The sequence below is a fragment of the Streptomyces sp. NPDC127595 genome, from assembly GCF_042671685.1.
In the GTDB taxonomy this organism is placed as follows: Bacteria; Actinomycetota; Actinomycetes; order Streptomycetales; family Streptomycetaceae; genus Streptomyces.
In genome coordinates this window covers 485,932-510,528 of record NZ_JBHXWK010000002.1, presented here as the reverse complement: position 1 = coordinate 510,528, position 24,597 = coordinate 485,932, and the positions used below count along the sequence as shown (strand labels likewise).

Below are 24,597 nucleotides of genomic sequence, written 5' to 3'. Positions count from 1 at the left end.
ATCGTGACCGCCATCGGGTCCGGTGAGGGGGAACGATGGCGGGCTCATTACGCAAGGGCGGGATCGGCAATCTGCCCGCCGAGGCCAACGCCTTTATTGGACGGAGAAGCGAACTCGCCGCCGTCTCGGGCCTGTTGGGCACCACGCGGCTCCTCACTCTCACGGGCCCCGGAGGCGTCGGCAAGTCCCGGCTCGCGCTGCGGGCCGCGCACACCGCGCCGGCGGACTTTCCGGGCGGTGTGTGGTTCGTGGAGCTTTCGGAGCTGCAGGACCCCGGTCTGCTCACCAACGCCGTGGCGCAGGCGACGCGGCTGGCCGAGCAGACGCTGCTGCCGCTCCTGGAGGCGCTCTGCGAGCATCTCGCGGGGGCTCCGTCGCTGCTGGTCCTCGACACCTGCGAGCACGTTCTCGACGAGTGCGCGCGGGTGGTGCAGGAACTCCTGGCGAAGGTACCGCAGTTGCACGTGCTGGCCACCAGCCGGCAGCCACTGGGCGTGCCGGGCGAGCAACTGCTCACGGTGGCACCGCTGCCGCTCGGCGAACGGGAAGACGCGGTGGCGCTGTTCGCCGCGCGCGCCGCCGCGGCCGTGCCGTCGTTCACGCTGACCGACGCCAACCGGGTGAGCGTGGCCGCCGTGTGCGCCCGTCTCGACGGGATTCCGCTGGCCCTGGAACTGGCGGCCGTGCGTCTGCGCGGCTTCCCCCTCGACCGGCTTCTGGAGGGCCTGGACTCCCGTTTCGAGCTGTTGGTCTCGCCTGCCCGGCCACGCCTCGCCCGGCACCAGACCCTGCGTACGGCGATCGGCTGGAGCCACGAGCTGTGCACCCCGCTGGAGCGGCTGCTGTGGGCCCGGTTGTCGGTGTTCGCCGGCGGCTGGGATGTGGAGGCGGCCGAATTCGTGTGCCACGGCGGCCCGTTGGACGCCGAGGAGATCCTCGCGCTGCTCTCGTCACTCACCGAGAAGTCGATCGTGACCCGCGAGGGCGACGGCGCGGCGGTGCGCTACCGGATGCTCGACACGGTCCGCTCCTTCGGCACCGAGTGGCTCGCCGGTCTCGGCGAGGAGGGGGCCGTACGCCTGCGCCACCGGGACTACTTCCGTTGGATCTCGCGGCAGGGCGAGGCCGAGTGGCTCGGCCCCGGGCAGCGGATGTGGGCCGAGCGCCTCACCGCGGAGCACGCGAATCTGCGGCTCGCCGTGGAGGAGTGCATCGCCGCGCCCGAGCCGGAGACCGCGCTCGAACTCGCGGGCACCCTCTGGTACTTCTGGTTCGCCTGCGGCTTCGCCGAGGAAGGGCGCGGCTACCTGGAACGGGCGCTGCGCCGGGAGCACCCCGCGGGCCCGGAGCACACGCTCGCCATCTGGACGCACCGCCTGGTCACCGTCGTACCGGACGATCTGGATGCCGCCGAGTCCGTGAGCGCCGCGTACGTATGGCTCGCCGAGGAACGTCGACTGCCGGTGCCCGCGCTGCCGTTGACCGGTGCGAGCCTGGCCGTGCGCGGGGAGTCGGCGCGCTCGGCCGTGCTGTACGGGAACACCCCGCAGGGGCCGGGGGGCGGTGGCGGCGCGGAGTTCTTCCAACTGCTGACGCTCGCCGTGCAGGCGTATCTGCTGGCCGGCCAGGGCGCGTTCGAGCGGTGTGCGGCGGTGGCCGAGCGGCTGCGCGCGGACTGCGCGAAACGCGGTGAGCTGTGGATGCGGGCCTGGGGCGACTTCTTCCTCTCGCTCTCCGGGGTGGGCCTGGGCCGTCCGGACGAGGCGCTGCGCACGGGACGTGAGGCGCTGTCCGCCAAGTGGCGGATGAACGACCGGCTGGGCACCGCGGCGGTCGCCGATCTGCTGGTGGCCGCGACTGCCTGCCAGGGCGAACCGGAACTCGCCGCGCGGCTCCTCGGCGTCAGCAGACGTCTCTGGTACGCAGCCGGGGTCCCCCGGCTCGGCCATTCCGAGACGACCGTCTTCCGCCGGGAGTACGCACGCCGGCTGCGCGCGGAACTCGGCGACACCCGCTTCGCCCAGGCCGTCCGCGAGGGCCACGAGCTGGGGCCCGACGCGGGGGTGGCACTGGCCCTGGGCGGCGCCGGACTCGTGGAGCCGTGAGGCTGCGACGCCTTGCGCCCGTCCTGGGGCGTCACCCCGTACGCCTCCTTGAACCGGCGTGTGAATTGGCTGGGGTGGGTGCGCTCCACCTGCGCTCTCCCGAGGCCGGGCGTCATCTCGCGCTCGGCATTGCGGGACGCGTTGCGCACTCCGAGGATCCTGCGATTATGGCATAAGCGCACAATTGTGCCAGGTGAAGATCGATGCCGAGAACCCGGAGCGCGGGCACGCGCCGACCGACCCAGGGTGGCGGGAATTCGCGCACACGGCGGCGGAGGTGATCCGCCCCCTTCACCTGACCCGAACCGGCGTTCGTAGGCCACTTCGACGAACTCTCGAAAGGGAACCAACCTCATGAGCACGTTCACCACCTCTGACGGGACCAACCTCTATTACAAGGACTGGGGCACAGGTCAGCCCGTCGTCTTCAGCCACGGCTGGCCGCTCGACTCCGACGCGTGGGACGGGCAGTTGAAGCTGGTCGCCGACAACGGATTCCGCGCAATTGCGCACGACCGCCGCGGGCACGGCCGCTCCGGGCAGCCGTGGCAGGGCAACAACATGGACCAGTACGCCGACGACCTGGCCGAACTCATCGACTCGCTCAACCTCAGCGACGCGATCCTGGTGGGGCATTCGACCGGCGGCGGCGAGGTGGCCCGCTACATCGGCCGGCACGGCTCCTCGCGGGTCGCCAAGGCGGTGCTGGTGGGAGCCGTCCCGCCACTGATGCTGAAGACCGATGCCAACCCGCAGGGCACGCCCATCGAGGCGTTCGACGAGATCCGCGCCGGCGTCGCGGGGGACCGTGCGCAGTACTTCAAGGACTTCAGCTCGCCTTTCTACGGCGCCAACCGCGACGGCTCCACGGTCTCGCAGGGCAAGCGCGACGAGTTCTGGCTCCAGGCCATGCAGGCCGGACTCAAGGCGGCGTACGACTGCGTCGAGCAGTTCTCGGAGACCGACTTCACGGAGGACCTGTCCCGGATCGACGTGCCGACTCTCGTCGTGCACGGCGACGACGACCAGATCGTGCCGATCGCGGCGGCGGCCCTCAAGACGGCCCAGCTCGTCAAGGACGCGACGCTGAAGGTCCATCCGGGCGGCCCGCACGGCATTGTGGGCGCGTACGAGGAGGCCTTCAACGGCTACCTTCTCGACTTCATCCGCAGCTGACCGAACGGCGCGGAGGACGACCGCGTACCGACAGTCCCCGCCGGGCGTGGTGTCCCACCGGCCTGCCCCCGGCCCACGGCCGGGGGCAGGCCTGCGTCGGCATTGCTAACCGGCCGGCTGTGGTGCGGCGGCGCGCCGGGCCCACACGGAGAGCCCGAGCGACAGCGCGGTGCCGGCCACGAGCACCGCCACCACGACCCACACCGCGTAGCCGACCGCATCACTGAAGGCGACCCGTGGGTCGCCGACCTGGGTGACGTGGTCGTCGAAACGCGAGGTCATCAGTGTGCCGAGGATGCTGGTACCCAATACGGAGCCGATCTGCCGGGCGGCGTTCACCGTGCCGCCTGCCTCGCCCTCGCGGCCGCGTGGGACGTGGCTGACGGCCAGCGCGGTGGACGGCGCGTTGACGAGCCCGCAGCCGAGGCCGAAGAGGACGAGGGCTGCGGCGTATCCGCTGAAGGTCGTGCCGGCGTCCACACGTGCGAAGAGCGTGGCTCCGACGGCCGCGATCAGCATCCCCGCAGTGATCAGCGTGCGCGGTCCGAGACGGCGCAGGAGCAGTCCTGCCAGCACCGAGGCCGCGATGAACGTGCCGAATTCCGCAAGGAGTTGGGTACCCACCTCAAGCGCGCTCAGCCCCCGGACCCGTTGCAGCCACAGCACCTCCAGGACGGCGAGGCCGACGAAGGCGAACAGGACGGTCGCGGCGAGCAGCAGTGAGCCGGCGTAGGAGGGATCGCGCAGCAGGCGAAGGTCGATCATCGGGGCGGTGCGGCGCAGTTCGACCACCACGAAGGCGGCGAGGAGCACGACCGCCCCGGCGGCGGCCGTGAGCGCCCGGCCGGAGCCGTAGCCATGGTGGCCGCCGTCGATCAGCCAGAAGACCATCAGGGCGAGGCCGCTCATGGACGTCAACTGTCCTGCCCAGTCGAACCGTTGGACCGGGTTCCGGGACTCCTCCACATAGCGGAGCGCGACCGCCGCACCGAACGCGGCGACGAGAAGGTTGAGCCAGAACGCGGTGTGCCAGCTCCACCAGCGCAGGGCGAGGCCCGCGGTGACGGGGCCGATGGCGAGGCCGAGTCCGGAGGTGGCCGCCCAGGCGGCTATCGCACCCGCCCGGCGCCGGGGGTCGGGCACGGCATGCGTGATGAGCGCGAGGGAACTGGGCGTGATCAGCGCGCCGCCGAGGCCCGCGACCGCCTGCCCGACGAGCACGACGGCCAGGCTTCCGGCGAAGACCAGGATGATCCCGCCCACCGCCATCGCGGCGGCTCCGGCGAGGAAGACGCGCCGTCGCCCCCACCGGTCGGCGAGCGCGCCCGCGCCCAGCACGCAGGAGGCGACCACCAGCGTGTACATGCTGGCCACCCACACCAGGTCTGCCGAGGCGATATGGAGGTCGTCCTGTACGGCGCTGAGGGTGCCGATGGTCTGGGTGGTCTGAAGGAAGACGGTGAACAGGCCCAGGCAGGCGGCGACCAGGACCGGCAATGGGTTGCCGCCGTGCGTGACCTGCGTTCCGGCCTTCTCGCGGAGATCAGTTGCCATGATTCAGCCCGCCCGGCAGAGCGGTCCTGGCATCGCCCGGCTCCTCGCCCTGCGCGCCCTGCACCACGCGCGCCTGCCTGGCCACAGCGAGCAGCCGGCCGTCCGCCGACCACACCGCACTGTCGTCGACGGCCCAGCCGCTGCCGGCCTGCTCGGTGCGGATACGCACCAGGGCCCAGCCCTCCGCGGCGCCGGCGTCCAGTGCGTCGGTGAAGTGGACGGTCAGCTCCGCGGTCGGCACGGGGCGTGGGGTGCGCCAGCGCGCATAGAGGGCGGGCGGCAGGACGTCGGTGAGTGTCACTACCGCGCCCGCGTCCAGGGGCCGGTCGTCGGCGAACCGCACCCACACGAGGAGTTCGGCCTTCTCGCCTCCGGCGAGCGGCCGGTCCTCGGTGGCGGGGCGCATCTCCATCTGTTTGGCGAAGGGAGCCAGCCCGGGCCGCAGGTCGAGGAGCGGACAGTCCGCCGGGCCCGGCACTTCGGGGGCGGTTTCGCCCTCGTACGAGGGTCCCGTTCTGCCCGGGCCGAACACCGCCGAGCCGACGAGCACCGGCTTCCCGTCCTGGTGACCGGTGAACGCGCAGGTCGAGGCGCGGCGCCCGGCGGACGGGACGGTCACGGAGAGGGCGATCGGTCGGGCGTCGACCGGGGCCAGAAAGTGGGTGGTCAGCGCACGTGCGGGGCGTATCCCCGGGGCGGTTGCGTGCTCGCGTACGGCGGCCAGCGCTGTGGCCGCCACATGTCCACCGTGTGCGCCCTCCCATGACCACCACAGGGGGTCGATACGGGCCACGGCGGCGTACGCGGGGTGCGTGCCCTTCGTGGCGTGCGTGCTGTCGGGTGATGCGGCCCTCATCGCGGTCCTCGCACGGTCGGTTATGGAGTGAGCCTTGAGACGGGGGTCTCGAGCTGCTTGGTTGGGAAAGCAGACTCACCATAGCCGAGTGAGTTGGCAAATCAAACTCTCTCTCGGTCAGGCGTCCGCCATGAACGGCGGACCTTGGGGGCTACGCGGGCGTCGGATCGGTTTCCCGGGTGGCCACGACCAGCCGGCACCGCGGGCTGCCGTCCGGCCGCCTGCCGAACTCGGGCAGCGCCTGCAGTTCGACCTCGAATCCGGCCCGCGTCAGTTCCCGGCGTACCTCGTCGAGCCGGAACGCCCGGTAGTACATGACGAACGGCGGCCGCCACACGGCGTTGCGTACCCGCATGGCCGCGTCGAAGCCCAGCAGGGCCCAGTACCAGGGGGAGCTCGGGCGGGGCGGAGCCACGATCGGGAAGGCGAAGCGTCCGCCCGGCCTCAGCGCGGAGTGGACCTGGGCGAACAGCCCCGGCAGCTCCCGCGGCAGGAAGTGCCCGAACGCGCCGAAGCTCACCACCAGGTCGAAGACGGGCGCGAAGGGCAGGGCGCGCGCGTCACCGCGCACCCATGTGACGCGGGGCGCGTGGTCGGTGGACGCGTGGTCGGTGGACGCGTGGTCATGCCCAGCGAGGCCCGCGCGCTGCCGCACACCGGCGTTCACCCGTCCCCGCACGCCCGGACCCATCGGCTCCTGCCCGCCGGCGTCCGCCCGCTCCTGCCCGCAAGCCTCCGCCCGCTTCTGCCCGCCGGCGAGCGTGCGCCCCGGCGCTTCACCCTCCGCCCACTCCCGCGCGCGAGCGGCTTCCGCCCGTTCCCGCCCCACAGCAAGCATCCCCGCGCTGATGTCCACGCCGGTGACGCTCTCCCGGCACAGCTCGCGCAGTACCCGCATCCCCGCGCCCGTTCCGCAGCAGAGGTCGAGTCCGTGGTCGAAGGGGCCGATTCGGTCCAGCGCCGAGGCCACGGCGTCGAGGATCGAGTCCGGTGTCCGGAACGGCGTGTGGTCGAACTTCGGTGCAAGCAAGTCGTAGCCGTGCTCGATGGACGAAAGGGCCTGCACGGCCAGTTCGCGGAGGGTGGGACCTTGCGGGGTGAACATCCAGCTGAGCTTAGGGGCAGCGTGCGCCCCGCGCCCTGGCTTATGGTCCACTTCATGACTTCGTTCCGCCCCGCTCCCGCATGGCTGGCTGACGCCGTCTTCTACCAGATCTATCCGCAGTCGTTCGCCGACTCGAACGGCGACGGCATCGGCGACTTCAACGGAATCGCCGAGCGCCTCGACCACCTCGCGTGGCTGGGCGTCAACACCGTCTGGCTCAACCCCTGCTTCGTCTCACCGTTCCGGGACGCCGGATACGACGTCTCGGACTATCTGAGCGTCGCGCCCCGCTACGGCACGAACGACGACTTCGCCAAGCTGGTCGAGGAAGCGGGCCGCCGCGGCATCCGCGTACTGCTCGATCTCGTGGCAGGTCACACATCCGACGAGCACCCGTGGTTCAAGGCTTCGGCGAACGACCCGGGAGACGACCGGTACATCTGGGCGTCGGACGCCCACCAGGAAGGCTTCGTCCCCTCCCCCGGCAGCCGTCCCGGCGCGTACCTCCCGAACTTCTTCGCCTTTCAGCCCGCCCTCAACTTCGGCTACGCGCAGGAGAATCCGGCGGAGCCGTGGCGTCAGCCGGTCGACGCCGACGGCCCACGGGCCAACCGCGCCGCGCTCCGCGCGATCATGGATCACTGGCTCGGCCTCGGCCTGTCCGGCTTCCGTGTCGACATGGCCGCATCGCTCGTCAAGGACGACCCGGGCAAAGCCGAGACGGCGAACATCTGGACGGAGCTGCGGCACTGGCTGGACGCCACACATCCGGACGCGGTGCTGCTCTCGGAGTGGGGCGAACCGGAGGTGTCCGTCCCCGCGGGCTTCCACACGGACTTCTTCCTCCAGTTCGGCGGCCCCACCGACGGTCGCGCCCTGCGTTCGCTGTGGAGCAACACGGACGGCACGGTCAACGAGTCCTGGGACCCGCTCGACTGCTTCTTCGACCCGAGCGGGAAGGGCTCGCCCCGCCCGTTCGTCGAGGCCTGGTTCGAGGCATCGGCCGCCGTGGCCGACCGCGGCTTCATCTCCCTGCCGACCGCCAACCACGACTTCTCCCGCCTCAACTGCGGCCCCCGCTCGGCAGAACAGCTCCCCGCCGCCTTCGCCTTCCAGCTCACCTGGCCGACCCTTCCGGCGATCTACTACGGCGACGAGATCGGCATGCGCTACGTCCCGGGCCTCCCCGACAAGGAGGGCAGCGTGCTGGGCCCCCGCTACAACCGAGCGGGTTCCCGCACCCCGATGCAGTGGGACGACGGTCCGAACGCCGGCTTCTCCACCGCCCCCGCCGACCACCTCTACCTCCCGCTCGACCCGGCGCCCGACCGCCCCACGGTCGCCGCGCAACGTGCCGACGACACCTCGCTGCTCCATTTCGTACGCCGGCTCATCGCCCTGCGCAAAGCGTCACCGGAACTCGGCTCCGACGGCTCGGTGGAAGTCCTGCACGCCGGCTACCCGTTCGTGTACGTCCGTGGCGGGCGGTATCTCGTCGTCGTCAATCCGCAGCGCAACGCGGTGAGTCACACGTACGACATCCCGGCGGAGCCACGGCCCCTGGAGGTGTCCGGCGTTCGGGTCGACGGCAGAACCGTTGTCGCCGAAGGCTTCGCGTACGGGATCTTCGACCTGGGCCGATAGCCCGGCCGACGCCGCGAAGGTGTGACAGCCGCGCGGTTTCAGTCGCGCGGCCATGGCCGCCCGTCGAGGCGCTCGAGGTCGCGGTTCAGCCGCTGCGGTGGCCGACCAGTCGACGATGGCATCTCCAACCCGCTGATGTTCGCCGGCCGGTGCTCGCCCTCGATGGTGGCCTGACCTGCCCTTCCCCCGGATCCGCCGCCCTACGACAGGGCGGTCGATCCGACGCCCAGCCGGACACCGGCGCGCCCGGCTCAGGATCGACACTCCGCGAGCCGCCTCTCCAGGAACCGCCGCTCCGCCTCGTTCTCCACCAGCACCAGGGCCCTGCCGTACGCCTCGGCCGCCTCCGCCTTGCGCCCGCCACGGCGCAGCAGATCCGCGCGGGTGGCCGGCAGCAGGTGGTAGCCGTCCAGCTCACCCTCGCCCTCCAACTCCGCCACCAGCGTCAGGCCCGCCTCAGTCCCCTCCGCCATGCCGACCGCCACCGCGCGGTTCAGCCGCACCACGGCCGAGGGCACGAAGCGGGCCAGCTCTCCGTACAGCGCGGCGATGTCGGCCCAGTCCGTCTCCTTCGCCGTCGCGGCGGTGCTGTGGCAGGCCGCGATGGCGGCCTGGATCTGGTACGGCCCGGGCCTCCCCCGGCGCAGGGCGGTCTCCAGCAGGGCGGCGCCCTCCTCGACCGCGGCCCTGTCCCAGGCCGTACGGTCCTGGTCCTCCAGCGTCACCAGCTCGCCCGCCGCGTCGACCCGGGTGCCGCGCCGGGCGTCGTGCAGCAACAACAGCGCGAGCAGGCCGAGCACTTCGGGTTCGTCGGGCATCAGGCGGGCGAGGACGCGGGCGAGCCGGACGGCCTCGGCGCACAGGTTCGTGCGCAGCAGATCGGCGCCGGCCGTGGCGGCGTACCCCTCGTTGAAGAGCAGGTAGACCACGCCGAGGACGCCCGTCGTGCGTTCGGGCAGCAGATGCGCGGGCGGTACGCGGTAGGGGATGCCCGCGTTGCGGATCTTCCGTTTGGCGCGGACCAGGCGCTGCGCCATCGTCGCCTCGGGGACGAGGAAGGCGCGGGCGATCTCGGGGGTGGTCAGCCCGGCGAGGGTACGCAGTGTCAGGGCCACCCTCGCCTCGATCGGCAGCGCCGGATGGCAGCAGGTGAAGATCAGCCGCAGCCGGTCGTCCCCCACTCCGCTCTCACCCTCCGGGCTGTCCAAGTCGTCCGGGTCGTAAGGCCCCTCGTCCCTTGCCAGTACGGCCACCTCCCGCAGCTTCGCGGCGCCCGCCGCCTCCCTGCGCAGCAGATCCAGGGCGCGGTTGCGCGCCGTCGTGGTCAGCCATGCGCCGGGGCGGCGCGGCACGCCGTCGCGCCGCCACCGGTCCAGGGCCCGCGCGAAGGCGTCCTGCGCGCACTCCTCGGCGAGGTCCCAGTCGCCGGTCACCCTGATCAGGGTGGCGACGACCTGGCCCCACTCCTCGCGGAAGGCCGCGGCGACGGCCTCCTCCACCTCGTTCACTCCCAGACCGGCCGCACTTCGACCGAGCCGCCGCCGAGCGCGGCCGGGTGCCGTGAGGCGAGTGAGATGGCCTCGTCGAGGTCGGCCACCTCGATGATGTCGATGCCCGCGACGTACTCCTTGGACTCGACGAACGGCCCGTCGGTGAGCAGCACTTCATCGCCCTGGACGCGCACGGTGGTGGCGTCGGTGGAGGGCCGCAGGCGCGCGCCGCCCTTCACGATGTCGCGGCTGCGCACCTCCTCGATGTACGAGAGGAAGGCGGGGCTGTCGGCGATCTCCTGGGGGCTGAGCTCCTCGCCGCCGACGGGGGTGCAGATGAACAGCGCGTACTTCATGACTGGCCCTCCGTGATTCCGGCGTCGAAGGGGACCGACGTGTGCTGGTGGACGATCTGCCAGCGGTCGCCGGCCGCGCGGTAGCCCGTGGTGACCCGCGCCGTGGTGTCCAGCGGCACACCGCCGGCCAGCGTGGCGCGCATCCGCACGAGCGCGTGGCTGAACGCGACGCTCTCGTCGACCCGGACGCGGAAGTCGAGCACCTCACGCTCCACGGGTCCGGTCAGCGTCGAGAACCACATCTCCTCCGCCTTGCGGAGGGCCTCGATCCCACTCTGCTCCAGACCGCTCACGGGGTGGAAGACCTCGACGTCCGGGGCGTAACAGGCCATCGCCCGGTCGAAGTCCCGCTCACGGCCCGCCGCGGTGAGCTCCGCGTCGATCCGGCGGATCTCCGCCTCGGCGTCCTCGTCGTCCCAGAAGGCGCGCACCTCCATGGCACCGACGCTCGCCACCGGGTGCTTGGCGGCCGCCTCCACGGCCTCCTCCAAGGTGTCGCACTCGAGGATGTCGTAACCGGCGATGTACTCCTTGGTCTCCGCGAACGGGCCGTCGGTGCGCAGCACTTCGCCGTCCCGTACCCGGATGGTGACCGCGTCGGCGGGGAGCCGCAGCCGGTGGCCGTGCAGCCGTACGCCGCGCTCGGCGCCCAGCTCCTCGACCCAGGGTTCGACGGGCGCCATGCCGGAGGCGTCCGCGGTGTCGTCACCACAGACCAGCAGCATGTACTTCATGGGTTCCTCCCGGTGCTCATGAACTTCTTCCACCCCACCGACGAACGGGCCGGCGCCGAATCGACACCCTTCCAGGTTCACGTGTGTACGTCCGGACACATCCGCCGTTCTTCCCCCGGCTCCCCGGCCGCGCACGATTGGATGTCCTCATGACCGAGACGGCCGACGGGCACGGGCACGAGCACGAGCGGATGATGCGGGCCAACCAGGCCAACTGGGACGCGCGCACCCCCATCCACCTCTCCAGCCGCTTCTACGGGCTGCACGAGAAACTCGACCCGGCCCGCTGGTTCGCCGCCTTCGAGTGGGAGGATCTCGGTGAACTGGCCGGCCGCGACGTGCTCCACCTCCAATGCCATCTCGGCACCGAGACGATCGCCTTCGCCGAGCGCGGCGCCCGCGCCGTCGGACTCGACATCTCCGAGGCATCCGTGGCGGCCGCGACGGACATCGCGGCACGGGCGGGCGCCGACGTCACCTATGTGCGGGCCAATGTGTACGACGCCGTCGAGGCCCTGGGAGAGCGGAAGTTCGACGTCGTCTACACCGGAAAAGGCGCTCTCTGCTACCTGCCCGACCTGGACCGCTGGGCCTCCACCATCGCCCAACTCCTGCGTCCCGAGGGGCGGTTTTACATCGCTGAGTTCCATCCGTTGCTCAACTCACTGGGCCCCAAGCCGGCCGAGGGCGAGAGCGGTGAACTGCTCCTGCGGCACGACTACTTGGGCGGCCGGGACGCCGTCCACCGGGATGCGACGTACACCTACACGGACGGTCCGGCAGTGCAGGGCGCGACCGACAGCTACGAGTGGATGCACGGTCTTGACGACGTCATCAACGCGCTGATCGGGGCGGATCTGCGGATTCGGCGACTGCGGGAGAGCGACGAGCTTCCCTGGCCCCGGTGGCCGCAGATGACCCGTACCCCGTCCGGGTGGTGGCGACTGCCGGAGACCGAACCGCGTATCCCGCTGCTGTACGGGCTGCTCGCGGGCCACTGAGACCCACATCACAGCAGAGCCCGGCCCCGGGGTGCTACAGTGCGGTCAGCACTTGTGTACGCCCCGTCTCGGGCGCCGGTGCTGGTTCCACTTCTTCTCGCTGACACGCCCGTCGCTTTCCGACCGGCGAACAGCTTTCCAGCACATCACCTCTTGAGCACGGCCACAGGCAGATCCTGCCGTCCGCCGTATGCGAGGTGCTGTCTCCCCGCCGCACGGAGGCGTGAGCACGCCGCCTCCCCCGGCACATCCCCCTCCCTACCCCATGACCTCATGAACCCGTCCTCGAAAGGACCCCCCATCATGACCACCACACTCGAACCCCCAGTACGACAGAAGCAGCTCCCGGCGCACGCCGGCGGTGTCCTCGACATCGCGCACAACGGGCAGGGGTACCTGCGCGCCACCACGAGCTGCCTGCCCACGCCGACCGACGTCCAGGTCTCCGCCGCGCTGATCCGCCGTTACGGCCTGCGCAAGGGCGACACCGTCGAAGGCGTACGCGGAGGGCCCCGCGCCCTCACCGAGGCGGAGCGGATCAACGGGCGTACGCCCGAAGAGCTGCGCCGCCGCCCGCACTTCCATGACCTCACCCCGCTGCACCCGCGCGACCGGCTCCGTCTGGAGCATCCGGCGAGCGGTCTGGCCGGACGCGTCGTCGACCTGATCGCACCGGTCGGCAAGGGCCAGCGCGGACTGCTCGTCGCCCCGCCCAAGACCGGCAAGACGGTACTGCTCCAGCAGCTCGCCGCGGCCATCGCGGGCAACCATCCCGAGATCCACCTGATGGTGCTGCTGCTCGACGAGCGGCCGGAAGAAGTGACCGACATGCGGCGCTCCGTCCGGGGCGAGGTGTTCGCCTCGACCTTCGACCAGACGCCGAAGCAGCACATCGCACTCGCCGAACTCGTCGTCGAGCGCGCCAAGCGGCTCGTCGAGCAGGGCGAGGACGTCGTCATCCTGATGGACTCGCTCACCCGGCTGTGCCGAGCACACAACAACGCGGCCGCCTCCGGTGGGCGCACCCTCAGCGGCGGCGTCGACGCGGCCGCGGTGCACGGCCCCAAGCGGTTCTTCGGAGCCGCACGCCTCGCCGAGGAGGGCGGCTCCCTCACCATCCTCGCCACCGCCCTGGTGGAGACCGGCTCCCGTGCCGACGACTACTTCTTCGAGGAACTCAAGAGCACCGGCAACATGGAGCTCCGCCTCGACCGCACCCTTGCCTCCAGGCGGGTGTTCCCGGCCGTCGACATCACTCCTTCCGGCACCCGGCGCGAGGAACTCCTCGTACCCGCCGCCGAGTTGAGCACCGTACGAGGACTGCGCCGCGCCCTGCAGACACGGGACGGCCAGGCCGGCCTGGAAACGCTCCTGGAGCGGATGCGCGCCACCCCGGACAACGCGGCCTTCCTCCGCCAGGTCCACCCGACGCTGCCCGCCTGACGTTTCCCGCGTGCGGCATCCGGGTGCTCGATCCCGCCGCTGTGGCCTGGCAGCCCGGCACAGGACGCGCGGGTTCCTACTTTTGCGGAATGACCATCGGATTTCCTTCCCGCGCCGCCGTCTACTGTTCCGCCGTCTGTGCGGCCGGAGCCCTGGCCCTCACGCCGAGCGCCGCGGCTCTCGCACCGAGTGCGGCCGCCGCCCCAGCCGGCACGGACCCGGGGACACCCCGAGCCTCGGCCTCGGCCTCTCAGCCGCCGCTGCACCGGGCCGGGACGCAGGTACGGCCACGGCCCGGAGCGCCCGAGATCCCCGACGACGTCTCCGCACTCTCGTGGCTGGTGGCCGACGCCCGTACCGGCCAGGTGCTTGCCGCCCACAACGCGCACCGCCAACTGCCGCCCGCCAGCACCTTGAAGACCCTCTTCGCCCTCACGGTGCTCCCGGTGCTGCCCGGCGGCATCCGGCACACCGTCACCGAGGAGGAACTACGGGGCATCGGCGACGGCAGCAGCCTGGTGGGCGTCGCCGAAGGGCGCACCTACCGAGTGGCGGACCTGTGGCGCGGCGTCTTCCTCAACTCCGGGAACGACGCCGTCCACGTACTGGCCGCGATGAACGGCGGCTGGCGCACCACGGCCACCCGGATGCAGGCCAAGGCCCGCGCTCTGGGCGCCCTGGACACGCACGTCATGTCTCCCGACGGATACGACACGCCGGGGCAGGTCTCGTCGGCGTACGACCTCGCGGTGTTCGGCCGGGCCGGTCTGCGCAACGCCGAGTTCGCGCGGTACTGCTCCACCGCCGAGGCCAGGTTCCCCGGCGGGGGCGGCTGGTCGTACGAGATCGAGAACACCAACCGGCTGCTGACCGGCGCCGACGGGGTGGAGCCGTACCAGGGCCTGATCGGCGTCAAGAACGGCTCCACCAGCAATGCGGGCAGCACCCTCGTGGCCGCCGCGCGCCGGGGCGGGCACACCGTGATCGTCACGGTGATGAACCCTCAGGAGGGCGGCGGGTTCGCGGTGTACGAGGAGGCCCGCTCACTGCTCGACTGGGGTTTCAAGGCGTCCGGGCACGTCGAACCCGTCGGCTCGCTCCTCGACACCCGCCCCGTGCCGCCGGCAGGACCGGCCGTCCTCCCGGCCGCGCTGCCCACGGCCGACGGACCCGGCTGGCCCGCGGCCGCCGCCGCGATCGCGGGCGCGGCCTGTCTGGGCGCCGGAAGCGTGGCCTTGGCCCTGCGGACCAGAGGCGGACGGCCGACGCCCGACTGACCGACCGGCAGCCACAGCAGCAGCCCGAGCGTGATCCACGTATAGGCGTTGCTCCCGACGAAGCCGTCGAGGCCGGACGCGTCGTGGAACCACAGCCACACCATGCTGCTGCACAGGATCGCGTACAGGATTCCCGCGACCCGCACTCGGCGCCCGCGCAGCAGCACGGCGAAGGACGGCAGCAGCCAGACGAGGTGGTGAACCCAGGTGATCGGGCTGACGAGGCAGGCCGTGAGGCCGGTGAGGGCGAACGCGGCGATCCAGTCCTCGTCGGCCACGGCACGCGAGGTCCGGCGGGCCCATACACACAGGACCACCAAGACTGCCGCCGCCCAGAGCGCCTTGCTCGGTTCGCCCGGTGCCGCGAGCCGCGCCAGGACGCCCTGCAGGGACTGATTGGAGACATAGCCGAGTTGTCCGATGCGGTCCGTGTCCCACAGCGCGTCGGTCCAGTAGAAACGTGAGGCGTCCGGCGCCACCCAGGCCGCCAGTGCGGTGGCCGCCCCCGCAACGGCCGTCGCGACTCCGGCGGCACGCCAGCGACGGGCGAGCAGCAGCATGCCGATGAAGATCGCGGGAGTCAGCTTGATGGCAGCGGCGAGGCCGATTCCGGCGCCCGCCCGGCGGCCCCGGCCGGTGGCCAGCAGCCACGCGTCGCTCAGCACGAGGGCCAGGAGCAGCAGGTTCACCTGGCCGAAGCTGAAGGTGTCGCGGACCGGTTCGAACAGGGCGAGCAGGCAGGCCGCCATGGCGAAGCCGAACCAGCCGTACCGGCGCAGCGCGGGCCCGACCAGGATCCACACCACGGCGGCGAGCGCGGCAAGGTTGAGCAGCAGCCCGATGGCGATCGCGGTGTGCAGCCCGACCAGCGCCATCGGCAGCATGCTGAGGGCCGCGAACGGCGGATAGGTGAAGCCGTACGTCGTCCCGGGCACGAGGTAGTCGTAGATCCGGCCGTCGTGATGCGCCCAGGCGTCGATCGTCCCGTAGTAGACGCGCAGGTCGAACCAGTCGCGCAGGAGCGGCACGGTGGCGGTGAACACGGTGACGGCGGCGGCGAGTCCCAGAACCAGGAAGAGGCGCCCCCGGTCCGTGCGGGGAAGCCGGGGAGAGAGCTGGGCAAGTCTGCGGGACATACGGGAAAATCCGGTAAGAGTGCGAGGGCGTTTCATGCGGTGCGCTCCAGTACCGGCGCCTGCGCCGCTTGATGGGCCTGCCAGAGCACGACGAGGGCGAGCAGTCCGCCGGAGACGGCCAGGACCACCTGTTGGGCGTCCGGCGCGTATCCGCTGGGCAGCACGGCGAGGGCGAGCACTCCGCTCGCGGCCGCGACCCGGTGGCGCACCGAGCCGCTGGGTGCCGCGGCGGCGATGAGGAACAGCCCCCACAGCGCGTACCAGGGCCTGATCGCCGGGCCGAACGCGGCCACGGCGGCCAGGCTCAGGCCGAGTGCGTAGATCGGTCCGGGCCTCAGGCGCAGCCATATGAAGAGGACGATGAGCGCGGTCAGCACGAGTCCGGCGGTGTGCCAGGCCGGGATGGCCAAGGGGGCGAGGCCGCTGCCGAGTTTCTCCAGCAGGGTGCCGGTGGCTCGGCCGAGGAGGCTGGTGAGCGACCAGTTCTGCGGGGACACGGGGGTCTTCAGAGCCTCGATCCAGCCGTAGCCCGTACCTGTCACGGCGGTCACCACGGCTGTGGTGGCGAGAGCACCGAAGGTGGTGGTCAGGACGGACGGCACCAGCCCCCGCCGCCCGCGCAGTGCGATCACCGCAAGGAGGCCGAGCGCAGCCGGTGCCTTGACCAGCGCCGCGAGGGTGATGAGGACGACGCCCAGTACGGGCCACCGGCCGCGTGCGGCCACCAGTCCGACGCCGAGCAGTCCGAGCATGATGGCGTCGTTGTGCGCGCCGGCCACCAGATGCAGCAGGACAAGGGGGTTGAGGGCGCCCAGCCACAGCGCGGCGGCCGGATCCGCGCCGCTGTGCCGGGCCAGGCGGGGCAGCGCCGCCGCCATCAGGCCGACGCCGAGCAGGGCGACCAGGCGCATGCCGAGCAGTCCGGCGGGGATCTCCCCGCGGGTGAGTCCGGACAGTGCGGAGGCGACGGCGAGGAAGACCGGGCCGTACGGCGTCGTGGTCTGCTGCCACACCGGTGCCACCTCGTCGGCGAGCGGACCGCCGAGCTGGGCGGGCCCGTGCGCGTACACGTCGATGTGCGCGTCGACCATCGCGCCCTGCGCGAGATAGCTGTACACATCCCGGCTGAACAGCGGCGGAGCGAGCAGCAGCGGCGCGGCCCAGACGGCCAGAACGAGCAGCAGGGAGCGCGGAGTCGGCGGTTCGGGGCCGCGAACGACGGTGCCGAGGAGCGCCCACGCCGCTATCAGCAGGACGACGCCGAAGTACACACCGACCAGGCCGAGTACGGCCTCGGCGGACTCGGGGGCGAGGAACTCCCGCACGGGCAGGGCTCCGGCCGTCTCACCGCCCAGCGCGAGAAAGGCGGAGCCGGCCAGACCGAGAGCCTGGCAGCGGCGGAGATCGACGGGAAAGGCCATGGCCAACACTCGGAAAGCGTGTCAACGCCGGGTGGCCGTAAAGCGACGTACTTCCCTCCGTACGGAGGCCTACGCGTGACCTCCGTGTGAGATCCGTGCGACGGAGGCCTGTTACGGGCGCGGACGGCACCCGCGGCGGTGCCGGATCAGAAAACGGACACCCCTGTGAGCGTGGTGAATCGGTCGAGGGCCGCGACGCCCGCCACCGAGTTGCCACGCTGGTCCAGGCCCGGGCTCCAGACGCACAACGTGCACCGTCCCGGCACGACCGCGATGATCCCGCCGCCGACGCCGCTCTTGCCGGGCAGCCCCACGCGGTAGGCGAATTCACCGGCCGCGTCGTAGGCACCGCACGTGAGCATCACCGCGTTGACCTGCTTGGACTGGCTCTGGGTGAGCAGCCGGGAACCGTCGGACCGGATGCCGTGCCGGGCCAGGAATCCGGTGGCCAGCGCCAGATCGGCGCAGGAGGCCTCGATCGAGCACTGCCGGAAGTACTGGTCCAGAAGCACCGGAACGGGGTTGTCGATATTGCCGTACGACGCCATGAAGTGGGCGAGGGCCGCGTTGCGGTCGCCGTGCGCGGCCTCGGAGGCGGCGACGTCCTTGTCGAAGGTGAGGCTCGGGTTACCGCTCTCGGCGCGCAGGAACTCGAGCAGCGAGCCGGCCGCGTCTCCGGTCTGGGTCTGGAGCCGGTCGGTGACGACGAGGGCGCCCGCGTTGATGAACGGGTTGCGCGGGATGCCGTTCTCGTATTCCAGCTGCACAAGGGAGTTGAAGGCGTTGCCGGAGGGCTCACGGCCGACGTGCTCCCACAACTCGTCGCCCTCACGGGCCAGATCGAGGGCGAGGGTGAAGACCTTGGTGATGGACTGCGTGGAGAAGGGCTGGCGCCAGTCCCCCACGCCGTACACCGTGCCGTCGAGTTCGGCGACGGCCATGCCGAAGCGGCGCGGGTCGCAGGCGGCGAGCGCCGGGATGTAGTCGGCGGGCCGCCCGCGTCCGGGGGTCTGCGCGATCTCGACGGCGATGCGTTCCAGGACCGGCTGAAAGGTCAGCGACGGGGACATGATCACCATTGTGCCGCGCGGCCGGGACTGGTGCCCATCGGCTGGGAGCGCCTCCGGGACGGTGTCCGCGAGGTGGCCTTCGGGTGCCGCTGCCCGCGAGTGCCACCCGGCAGAGCGGTGCCGCGAGGCGTTCTGCCGGCAACAGGCGCTTACCCAGGTCGAGTTCGGCAACTCCGGGGCCGGTGGCGGCCTTCGTCCGGCAGCACGGCGTACGACGGGGACTGCTGCCCCGGTGTCATCGGCACCGCGTCCTGGTGGCCGGTCGCATCCGCCCCGCAGTCCTCTTCGCGCCGCTCTCAGGCGCACATCTCGTGCGCCGGCAGCGGATCGAGCGCTCGGGCAGGGCGTATGTGACCGACCACCGAGCCACCCCCGAGGAGCGGCGCGCCGCGGAACTCGGCGAGAGCGGCCGGGTCGACTCCCGCGCGGGCCAAGGCAGCCGCAGTCACCGGGATCCGCGCCCGGTCGGCGCCGTCGGCGATCTTCACGGCGACGGACCGGCCGTCCGGCAGCGCCGCGAACTGCACGCCTTCGAAGCCGTCCTTGCTGAGCAGCCCCGGCACGGCTCGCATCAGCGCGGCGACGTCGCGCCCGGAGCCTGAGGCCATCTCGGCGTGTTCGCGCATCGCGTCGGCCACCTGCGCCTCGGGGGTGCCCGGGGCGGCGGTGGTGATCCTGGCCGCGGCGCGCGCGAGGCCGTGCAGCGAGACGGAGAACAGGGGCGCGCCGCAGCCGTCGACGGTCACCCGTGCGATCGCCTGTCCGGTGAGGTCCTCGACGATCTCGGCGATGGCCTGCTGGAGCGGGTGCGCGGGGTCGAGGTAGTCGTCGAGCGACCAGCCGTTGAGCTTGGCCGTGTACAGCATGGCGGCGTGCTTGCCGGAGCAGTTCTGGGCGAGCCGGGAGGGCAGTCGTCCCTCGCGGATCCAGGCCTCGCGTACGACCGGGTCGAACGGCAGGTCCGGGACATTGCGCAGCCGGTCCTCCGTCAGTCCGGCCAGCTCCAGGATCCGCCGGGTCCCGGCCAGGTGCCGTTCCTCGCCGGAGTGGCTGGCCGCGGCCAGCGAGAGCAGCTCGCCGTCGAGCGGCAGCCCGGCCCGCAGCATCGCCGCCGCCTGGAGGGGTTTGACCGCCGAGCGCGGATAGAAGGCGGCCTCGATGTCACCGATCTGGAGCTCCACGGTGCCGTCGGCGGCCATCACGACCACCGAGCCGTAGTGGATGCCTTCGATGACCCCGCCGCGTACGAGATGGGCGACGGGTGCGTGGAGGGGCTCGCGGATCACCGGTGCCGCCGCGAGTGAACTGCCGTACTCCAGCTTGAGCGAGGGCTCGTTCACGCCTCGGGTCCGCCTTTCGTGTGGGTGTCCGCGCGCCCGGGATGCACGATGGAGGTGAGGGTGGTCTCGACCCGGTCGAGGTGGTGGGACATCGCCTCCACGGCGTCGTGCTCGCTGCCGTCGGCCAGTGCCTCGACGATCGCGCGGTGCTCGCGGTTGGACTGCTCACGGCGGCCGCCGAGTTCGTTCAGGAAGGCCGACTGACGGGCCAGTGCGTCCCGGATCTCCTCGATGACCTTGCGGAAGACCGGGTTCTGGGAGGCCTCGGCGATGGCGATGTGGAAGACGGTGTCCATCGCCACCCACGCGGTGGTGTCGGTCTCCCGCTCCATGCGCTCCAGCAGATGGGCGATGCGGTCGAGGTTCTCCGGGGTATGGCGCACCGCCGCGTACCCGGCGACGGGGATCTCGACATGGCGGCGCACTTCGAGAAGGTCGCCGGCCGCGTAGTCGCCGAAGGTGGGTTCCTCGACGGCGTTAGCCAGGACGAAGGTGCCCTTGCCGGTGCGGGACGCGGTCAGACCCATCACTTGCAGGGCCCGCAGCGCCTCGCGGAGCACGGGGCGGCTGACCTCCAGGCGGCGGCAGAGCTCCGCCTCGGAGGGGAGCTTGTCGCCGATGGCGTACTCGCCGCGCTCGATGGCGCCACGGAGGTGGGTGAGCACCGCTTCCATGGCGCTGACGCGCCGCGGCACCGACCCACCTGTCTGGCTGTCTGACAGGTTCACGGGACCGATACTCCGCGGAAGGGGAGGCGGCTGTCAACCGTCGAGCGAGTTCACCCGGGGCGGCCTCAGCCGAGCACACCCGCTCCGAGCAGGCCGAACAGTGCCACGCCGATCACCAGCCGGTAGATCACGAAGGCGTTGAAGGAGTGCTTGGCGACGAATTTCAGCAGCCAGGCGATGGAGCCGTACGCGACGACGAAGGAGACCAGCGTGCCGACGGCGAGCGGGGCGGCGCCGACACCCGTACCCAGGGCGTCCTTCAGCTCGTACAGCCCGGCGCCGGTCAGGGCGGGAATGCCGAGGAAGAAGGAGAGCCGGGTGGCGGCGACCCGGTCCAGGTCGAGGATGAGGGCCGTGGACATGGTGGCGCCGGAGCGCGAGAAGCCCGGGAAAAGCAGGGCGAGGATCTGGGAGCCGCCGACCAGCATCGCGTCCTTGAACGTGGTGTCGTCCTCGCCGCGCTTGTGCCGGCCCATCTGATCCGCCGCCCACATCACTCCGCTGCCGACGATCAGCGAGGCCGCGACCACCCAGAGCGAGGCGAGCGGCCCCTCGATGAGCGGCTTCGCCGCCAGGCCCACGATCACGATCGGAATCGTCGCGTAGATGACCCACCAGGCGAACTTGTAGTCGTGGTGGTAGCGCTCCTCGCGATGGCGCAGGCCACGCCCCCACGCGGAGACGATCCGCACGATGTCCTTGAAGAAGTACACGAGGACGGCGGCGATCGCGCCGACCTGGATGACCGCCGAGAACCCGACCACGGCGTTGTCGTCGACGGGGATGCCCATCAGCCCCTCGGTGATCTTGAGATGGCCGGTGGAGGAGACGGGGAGGAATTCGGTCACCCCCTCGACGGCTCCGAGGACGACGGCCTGCCCGATGTTGATGACGCTCATGGGGTCCAGTTCTGGGGAGTTGGTCGACAGTGCTGTAGACAGTCTTACAGCGCGCGGGGGAGTGCCCGCGTTCTACGACCACACAGCTTGCGCGAACGAAACCCCCGCGAACGCCGCCCCCAGGCCCGCCATGACACTCGCGATCACGTTCGCGACGGCGAGGAACCCTGCGCCCGTCTCGGTCAGCCGCAGCGTCTCGTACGAGAACGTCGAGTACGTGGTGAGCGCCCCGCACAGGCCCGTGCCGATCAAGAGTTGCAGGTGGGAGGAGGCATGGCCCGCCGAGGCCGCGCCGGTCAGGAAACCCAGGATCAGACAGCCCGCGACGTTGACCGCGAAGGTGCCCCAGGGGAAGACCGTGTCGTGCCTCAACTGCACCGCGCGGTCGGTCAGGTAACGCAGGGGCGCACCGACCACGGCACCGATGATCACCAGCAGCCAGTTCACAACCAGTTCTTACCTTCCTCGCCCGTTCATCGCCGCTTCCACACCAAGGCGCGGCGCGCCGCTGTCATCGCCAGCCATACCGCCGCGAGCGCCGCGAACAGGGTCGCTGCGAGGTAGCCGAGGCCGGTGGCGGGGTGGCCCTCGTCGACCAGCTTCTGGATGTCGACGGCGTACGTCGAGAACGTGGTGAAGCCGCCGAGTACCCCCGTGCCGAAGAACGGCCGCACCAGCCGGTGCACCGCCCACACCTCGGTGACGGCCACCATGAAGACGCCGATCACCGCGCAGCCGATGACATTGACCCAGAACGTGGTCCAGGGGAATCCGCCGGCCTGGGAGGGCCACAGCAGCGACGCGCCGTAGCGGGCCGTGGCGCCGATCGCGCCGCCCAGGGCGACCATCGCGACGGCCGGTCCCTGGCCCTGCCACGGGGACACCGGCCGCGCGGGCATCTCGGCCCGGTCGGCCCCGTCAGCCCGGTCGGCTCGATCCGGCCGCGGGGCTGTCATGTGCGTACGCCTGCTCGCGCTGGTCTCGGGGCTGTCACGTGTGGACGCCTGATCGCGTCTGGCGACTGGGCTGTCACGTATGAACGCCTGCTCGCGTCTTGTCGCGGGGCTGCCACGTGCGTACGTCTCCTACTCGCCGGGGCCCGGTCATCCGGGCACACTTCACCGCAAGCAGGGACCGTTGGCGGCTCTGTCGCGCCGCGGTTCGGGTACGGCGGGCCCCACCGCCGCGCCGCGAGAGAAGATCACGGCCGGTGAAGAGCGTAACGCCGGGGCGCCGGGCCTCGCACGCCCGCCCGGCAGGAGTTATGGGAAACCAGCGGCTCCTACCAGCCCTTCTCGAAGAAGCGGCTGACCTCGGCGATGCGGTACTCGTCGCGGCGGTAGTAGGTGCGACGCCTGATCTTCTTGGTGCGCAGCAGCCCGGTCCCGACGAGGAGGTCGAGGTGGGTGCGCGCGACGCCACGGCTCACACCGAGCTTGGCGGCGACGGTCGCCGGAGTGACGCCGTCCTCGACGAGATCACCGTGCCGCTGCGGAGGAAAGTGCGCCACGGGATCGCGCAGCCACTCCAGGATCTCCAGGCGTTGTCCACTGACGGGAAACTTCAGCATCTTGGCCCCCTCCGTCACGGCGGTCTTCCGACACTGTCCCGCAGCCCGGGGCGACGCGCACGGGCTTCGGCGACGCTCGCGAAGCCCGAACGCAGCCAGGAAAGCCCGGGTCCGGTCGCCGCTGATGTCGTCGGCGAATACCGCCGACGCGCCTTCTCCACAGGGCGGGCCCGCCCTGTACGCGATATCCGGACAGATGACCTTCCCTCACTGCCGAAAAGAGCCGGTTGACAGTCTTTCGTCACACCCGGGAGATTGATGCGTCCATGCCATCAATCGTGGGGGGTTCCACGTGTTACGCACGCGTCACAGATGTTCCCTGGCTGTCGGCTTCGCCGCGGCCCTGTTCCTCTCCTCCGTCACCATGGCGGCCGCGGAAACGCAGCCCTCACGGACCGCCGCCGCCGAATCGGTCGCACACACCGTGCCCGCTGCCGCCGCGGCCCGTACCGCGGAGTATTGGACGCCCGAACGTATGGCCGCGGCCATACCCGTCGAGTCGACCGACATCGTCACCAGGTCCGCGCAGCAGAACCAACAGCTTCCCGCCGCGCCGAAGGGGCCGACCGGACCTGCGACCACAGGATCCGAACCCACGGCGGGCGCCTCCGGAATCCCGGACGACATCAGTGCGTCGGTGACCGCCACCAAGGTGGTGGGCAAGGTCTTCTTCACGGCCTCGGACGGGCTCAACTACGTTTGCTCCGCGTCCGCGGTCAACAGCACGAACAAGAACATGGTCTTCACCGCCGGCCACTGCGTGCACGGCGGTCCCGGCCAGTCATGGGCGTCGAACTGGCAGTTCGTGCCCTACTACAACTACGGCAACCGCCCCCACGGCACCTGGTGGGCCGAGACTCTCGTCTCCTTCAACGGCTGGATCAACGACGGCAACTTCGGCTACGACCTCGGAATCGTCATCACCTCGCCGAACTCCTCCGGAGAACTGGTCAACGCCGTGGGCGGACTGGGCATCCAGTGGAACTACGGCAAGGAGCGCTTCATGACATCCATGGGCTATCCGGCGGCCGGGGCCTTCGACGGCCAGTGGCAGTACTACTGCAGCGCCACCACCGCCCAACGCGGCATCTTCACCACCGACCAGATCAAGATGCCGTGCAACATGACCGGCGGGTCGAGCGGTGGTCCCTGGATCTACGGCAAGGACGACAACGTCTACTACAGCGGCTACGTCAACGGCGTGAACAGCAACAACGACAGCAGGGACAACCCGACCGAGATGCGGTCGCCGTACTTCGCCACCTGGGTCGGGGACGCGTTCGCCACGTACTCTTCCTACTGACGGCCGTTACCACCCGCGGAGGGCGGAACCACCCATGACAGGGTCCACACGAGCCATGCTCGGCGTCGTCACCGCGGTTCTCCTCTGCACACTGACCGGCTGCGCGGCCGGCGACGGAGCGGGAGACGGATCCGGGCGGTCCAGCGACTCCGAACAGAACTCGGACCAGGAGACGCCGTGTTCCTCCGCTTCCGCCGGCGGCACCCAGGACGAGGAACCGGGCGCGGTTGAGGGGACGTCGGGCACCGGCCCCGGGGACAGCCAGTCGCATACCCTTGATCCGTCCGAGAGCTGCCTCATCGAAAGCGGCATCGCTTCCATGCCGGAGGATCCCTGAGTCCAGGGCGGCGGGCCTGTGCCTGACGTCGGCTCCCAGGACCTGCTTGCGG

General features: G+C 71.0%; 22 protein-coding genes and 1 pseudogene. 8 read left to right on the top strand and 15 right to left on the bottom strand.

What is annotated here, in order from left to right:
- The first annotated feature begins 35 nt into the window (after nt 1-35).
- Nucleotides 36-2,105, top strand: coding sequence for an ATP-binding protein (locus ACFVKT_RS08805; protein ID WP_385729063.1), 2,070 nt, complete (start codon nt 36-38; stop codon nt 2,103-2,105).
- Between the two features lie 354 nt (nt 2,106-2,459).
- Nucleotides 2,460-3,281 (top strand): alpha/beta fold hydrolase, encoded by an 822-nt coding sequence (locus tag ACFVKT_RS08800; protein ID WP_385729061.1) that lies wholly within the window; start codon nt 2,460-2,462, stop codon nt 3,279-3,281.
- 105 nt (nt 3,282-3,386) lie between these two features.
- On the opposite strand, the gene ACFVKT_RS08795 is transcribed toward ACFVKT_RS08800, so the two are convergent.
- From ACFVKT_RS08795 to ACFVKT_RS08785, 3 genes are all read right to left on the bottom strand, one after another.
- Nucleotides 3,387-4,835 (bottom strand): MFS transporter, encoded by a 1,449-nt coding sequence (locus tag ACFVKT_RS08795; RefSeq protein WP_385729059.1) that lies wholly within the window; start codon nt 4,833-4,835, stop codon nt 3,387-3,389.
- Nucleotides 4,825-5,691: an acyl-CoA thioesterase gene (locus tag ACFVKT_RS08790; protein ID WP_385729057.1), complete on the bottom strand. Its 867-nt coding sequence runs from the start codon at nt 5,689-5,691 to the stop codon at nt 4,825-4,827. The genes ACFVKT_RS08795 and ACFVKT_RS08790 overlap by 11 nt, the downstream gene beginning before the upstream one ends.
- 151 nt (nt 5,692-5,842) lie before the next feature.
- Nucleotides 5,843-6,796 (bottom strand): class I SAM-dependent methyltransferase, encoded by a 954-nt coding sequence (locus ACFVKT_RS08785; protein WP_385729055.1) that lies wholly within the window; start codon nt 6,794-6,796, stop codon nt 5,843-5,845.
- Between the two features lie 54 nt (nt 6,797-6,850).
- On the opposite strand from ACFVKT_RS08785, the gene ACFVKT_RS08780 reads away from it, so the two are divergent.
- On the top strand, nt 6,851-8,440 hold the full coding sequence (locus tag ACFVKT_RS08780; protein ID WP_385729052.1) for an alpha-amylase family glycosyl hydrolase: 1,590 nt from the start codon (nt 6,851-6,853) through the stop codon (nt 8,438-8,440).
- 251 nt (nt 8,441-8,691) lie between these two features.
- Here the strand turns inward: ACFVKT_RS08780 and ACFVKT_RS08775 are convergent, their stop codons facing one another.
- From ACFVKT_RS08775 to ACFVKT_RS08765, 3 genes are read right to left on the bottom strand one after another with little or no spacing between them, the layout of a single operon-like run.
- Nucleotides 8,692-9,954 (bottom strand): RNA polymerase sigma factor, encoded by a 1,263-nt coding sequence (locus tag ACFVKT_RS08775; RefSeq protein WP_385729927.1) that lies wholly within the window; start codon nt 9,952-9,954, stop codon nt 8,692-8,694.
- Entirely contained in the window at nt 9,945-10,286 is a 342-nt protein-coding gene (locus ACFVKT_RS08770) for a YciI family protein (protein ID WP_385729050.1), read from the bottom strand. Before ACFVKT_RS08770 ends, ACFVKT_RS08775 begins: the two co-directional genes overlap by 10 nt.
- Complete coding sequence (locus tag ACFVKT_RS08765) at nt 10,283-11,020, bottom strand: nuclear transport factor 2 family protein (protein WP_385729048.1); 738 nt, start codon at nt 11,018-11,020, stop codon at nt 10,283-10,285. The genes ACFVKT_RS08770 and ACFVKT_RS08765 overlap by 4 nt, the downstream gene beginning before the upstream one ends.
- Nucleotides 11,021-11,169: 149 nt before the next feature.
- Between ACFVKT_RS08765 and ACFVKT_RS08760 the strand changes: the two genes are divergently transcribed.
- The 3 genes and pseudogenes from ACFVKT_RS08760 to ACFVKT_RS08750 all read left to right on the top strand — a co-directional run.
- Entirely contained in the window at nt 11,170-12,021 is an 852-nt protein-coding gene (locus ACFVKT_RS08760) for a class I SAM-dependent methyltransferase (protein ID WP_385729046.1), read from the top strand.
- Nucleotides 12,022-12,324: 303 nt separating this feature from the next.
- A complete protein-coding gene (rho, locus tag ACFVKT_RS08755) occupies nt 12,325-13,464 on the top strand; it encodes a transcription termination factor Rho (RefSeq protein ID WP_385729044.1) in 1,140 nt (379 codons plus the stop codon).
- Nucleotides 13,465-13,553: 89 nt separating this feature from the next.
- A pseudogene (locus tag ACFVKT_RS08750) lies at nt 13,554-14,456 on the top strand (D-alanyl-D-alanine carboxypeptidase family protein); the annotation flags it as partial.
- A gap of 11 nt (nt 14,457-14,467) precedes the next feature.
- Here ACFVKT_RS08750 and ACFVKT_RS08745 read toward each other — a convergent pair.
- The 9 genes from ACFVKT_RS08745 to ACFVKT_RS08705 all read right to left on the bottom strand — a co-directional run bounded on the left by ACFVKT_RS08745 (nt 14,468) and on the right by ACFVKT_RS08705 (nt 22,905).
- A complete protein-coding gene (locus ACFVKT_RS08745; protein WP_385729042.1) occupies nt 14,468-15,877 on the bottom strand; it encodes a glycosyltransferase 87 family protein in 1,410 nt (469 codons plus the stop codon).
- Between the two features lie 32 nt (nt 15,878-15,909).
- A complete protein-coding gene (gene mptB / locus ACFVKT_RS08740) occupies nt 15,910-17,298 on the bottom strand; it encodes a polyprenol phosphomannose-dependent alpha 1,6 mannosyltransferase MptB (protein WP_385729041.1) in 1,389 nt (462 codons plus the stop codon).
- 146 nt (nt 17,299-17,444) lie between these two features.
- Nucleotides 17,445-18,377 (bottom strand): glutaminase, encoded by a 933-nt coding sequence (locus ACFVKT_RS08735; RefSeq protein WP_385729039.1) that lies wholly within the window; start codon nt 18,375-18,377, stop codon nt 17,445-17,447.
- 287 nt (nt 18,378-18,664) lie between these two features.
- On the bottom strand, nt 18,665-19,708 hold the full coding sequence (locus ACFVKT_RS08730; protein WP_385729037.1) for an asparaginase: 1,044 nt from the start codon (nt 19,706-19,708) through the stop codon (nt 18,665-18,667).
- On the bottom strand, nt 19,705-20,382 hold the full coding sequence (locus ACFVKT_RS08725; protein ID WP_385729925.1) for a FadR/GntR family transcriptional regulator: 678 nt from the start codon (nt 20,380-20,382) through the stop codon (nt 19,705-19,707). Before ACFVKT_RS08725 ends, ACFVKT_RS08730 begins: the two co-directional genes overlap by 4 nt.
- Nucleotides 20,383-20,501: 119 nt before the next feature.
- A complete protein-coding gene (locus ACFVKT_RS08720; RefSeq protein WP_385729035.1) occupies nt 20,502-21,335 on the bottom strand; it encodes an undecaprenyl-diphosphate phosphatase in 834 nt (277 codons plus the stop codon).
- A gap of 72 nt (nt 21,336-21,407) precedes the next feature.
- The gene (crcB, locus tag ACFVKT_RS08715) at nt 21,408-21,782 is read right to left on the bottom strand and encodes a fluoride efflux transporter CrcB (RefSeq protein WP_385729033.1); all 375 of its coding nucleotides are present in this window, start codon (nt 21,780-21,782) and stop codon (nt 21,408-21,410) included.
- A gap of 26 nt (nt 21,783-21,808) precedes the next feature.
- Entirely contained in the window at nt 21,809-22,291 is a 483-nt protein-coding gene (gene crcB, locus ACFVKT_RS08710; RefSeq protein ID WP_385729031.1) for a fluoride efflux transporter CrcB, read from the bottom strand.
- A gap of 326 nt (nt 22,292-22,617) precedes the next feature.
- On the bottom strand, nt 22,618-22,905 hold the full coding sequence (locus tag ACFVKT_RS08705; protein ID WP_385729029.1) for a winged helix-turn-helix domain-containing protein: 288 nt from the start codon (nt 22,903-22,905) through the stop codon (nt 22,618-22,620).
- 292 nt (nt 22,906-23,197) lie between these two features.
- Here ACFVKT_RS08705 and ACFVKT_RS08700 point away from each other — a divergent pair, with 292 nt between their 5' ends.
- On the top strand, nt 23,198-24,208 hold the full coding sequence (locus tag ACFVKT_RS08700) for a hypothetical protein (RefSeq protein WP_385729027.1): 1,011 nt from the start codon (nt 23,198-23,200) through the stop codon (nt 24,206-24,208).
- 34 nt (nt 24,209-24,242) lie between these two features.
- Nucleotides 24,243-24,545, top strand: coding sequence for a hypothetical protein (locus tag ACFVKT_RS08695; RefSeq protein WP_385729025.1), 303 nt, complete (start codon nt 24,243-24,245; stop codon nt 24,543-24,545).
- Nucleotides 24,546-24,597: the final 52 nt, after the last annotated feature.

Coding starts and splice junctions, on each gene's coding strand:
- ACFVKT_RS08795 (WP_385729059.1), bottom strand. CDS start 4,835: ATGGCAACTGATCTCCGCGAGAAGGCCGGAACGCAGGTCACGCACGGC.
- ACFVKT_RS08770 (WP_385729050.1), bottom strand. CDS start 10,286: ATGAAGTACGCGCTGTTCATCTGCACCCCCGTCGGCGGCGAGGAGCTC.
- ACFVKT_RS08760 (WP_385729046.1), top strand. CDS start 11,170: ATGACCGAGACGGCCGACGGGCACGGGCACGAGCACGAGCGGATGATG.
- ACFVKT_RS08800 (WP_385729061.1), top strand. CDS start 2,460: ATGAGCACGTTCACCACCTCTGACGGGACCAACCTCTATTACAAGGAC.
- ACFVKT_RS08705 (WP_385729029.1), bottom strand. CDS start 22,905: ATGCTGAAGTTTCCCGTCAGTGGACAACGCCTGGAGATCCTGGAGTGG.
- ACFVKT_RS08745 (WP_385729042.1), bottom strand. CDS start 15,877: ATGTCCCGCAGACTTGCCCAGCTCTCTCCCCGGCTTCCCCGCACGGAC.
- crcB (WP_385729031.1), bottom strand. CDS start 22,291: ATGACAGCCCCGCGGCCGGATCGAGCCGACCGGGCTGACGGGGCCGAC.
- ACFVKT_RS08780 (WP_385729052.1), top strand. CDS start 6,851: ATGACTTCGTTCCGCCCCGCTCCCGCATGGCTGGCTGACGCCGTCTTC.
- mptB (WP_385729041.1), bottom strand. CDS start 17,298: ATGGCCTTTCCCGTCGATCTCCGCCGCTGCCAGGCTCTCGGTCTGGCC.
- ACFVKT_RS08790 (WP_385729057.1), bottom strand. CDS start 5,691: ATGAGGGCCGCATCACCCGACAGCACGCACGCCACGAAGGGCACGCAC.
- rho (WP_385729044.1), top strand. CDS start 12,325: ATGACCACCACACTCGAACCCCCAGTACGACAGAAGCAGCTCCCGGCG.
- ACFVKT_RS08785 (WP_385729055.1), bottom strand. CDS start 6,796: ATGTTCACCCCGCAAGGTCCCACCCTCCGCGAACTGGCCGTGCAGGCC.
- ACFVKT_RS08735 (WP_385729039.1), bottom strand. CDS start 18,377: ATGGTGATCATGTCCCCGTCGCTGACCTTTCAGCCGGTCCTGGAACGC.
- ACFVKT_RS08805 (WP_385729063.1), top strand. CDS start 36: ATGGCGGGCTCATTACGCAAGGGCGGGATCGGCAATCTGCCCGCCGAG.
- ACFVKT_RS08695 (WP_385729025.1), top strand. CDS start 24,243: ATGACAGGGTCCACACGAGCCATGCTCGGCGTCGTCACCGCGGTTCTC.
- ACFVKT_RS08720 (WP_385729035.1), bottom strand. CDS start 21,335: ATGAGCGTCATCAACATCGGGCAGGCCGTCGTCCTCGGAGCCGTCGAG.
- ACFVKT_RS08765 (WP_385729048.1), bottom strand. CDS start 11,020: ATGAAGTACATGCTGCTGGTCTGTGGTGACGACACCGCGGACGCCTCC.
- ACFVKT_RS08725 (WP_385729925.1), bottom strand. CDS start 20,382: ATGGAAGCGGTGCTCACCCACCTCCGTGGCGCCATCGAGCGCGGCGAG.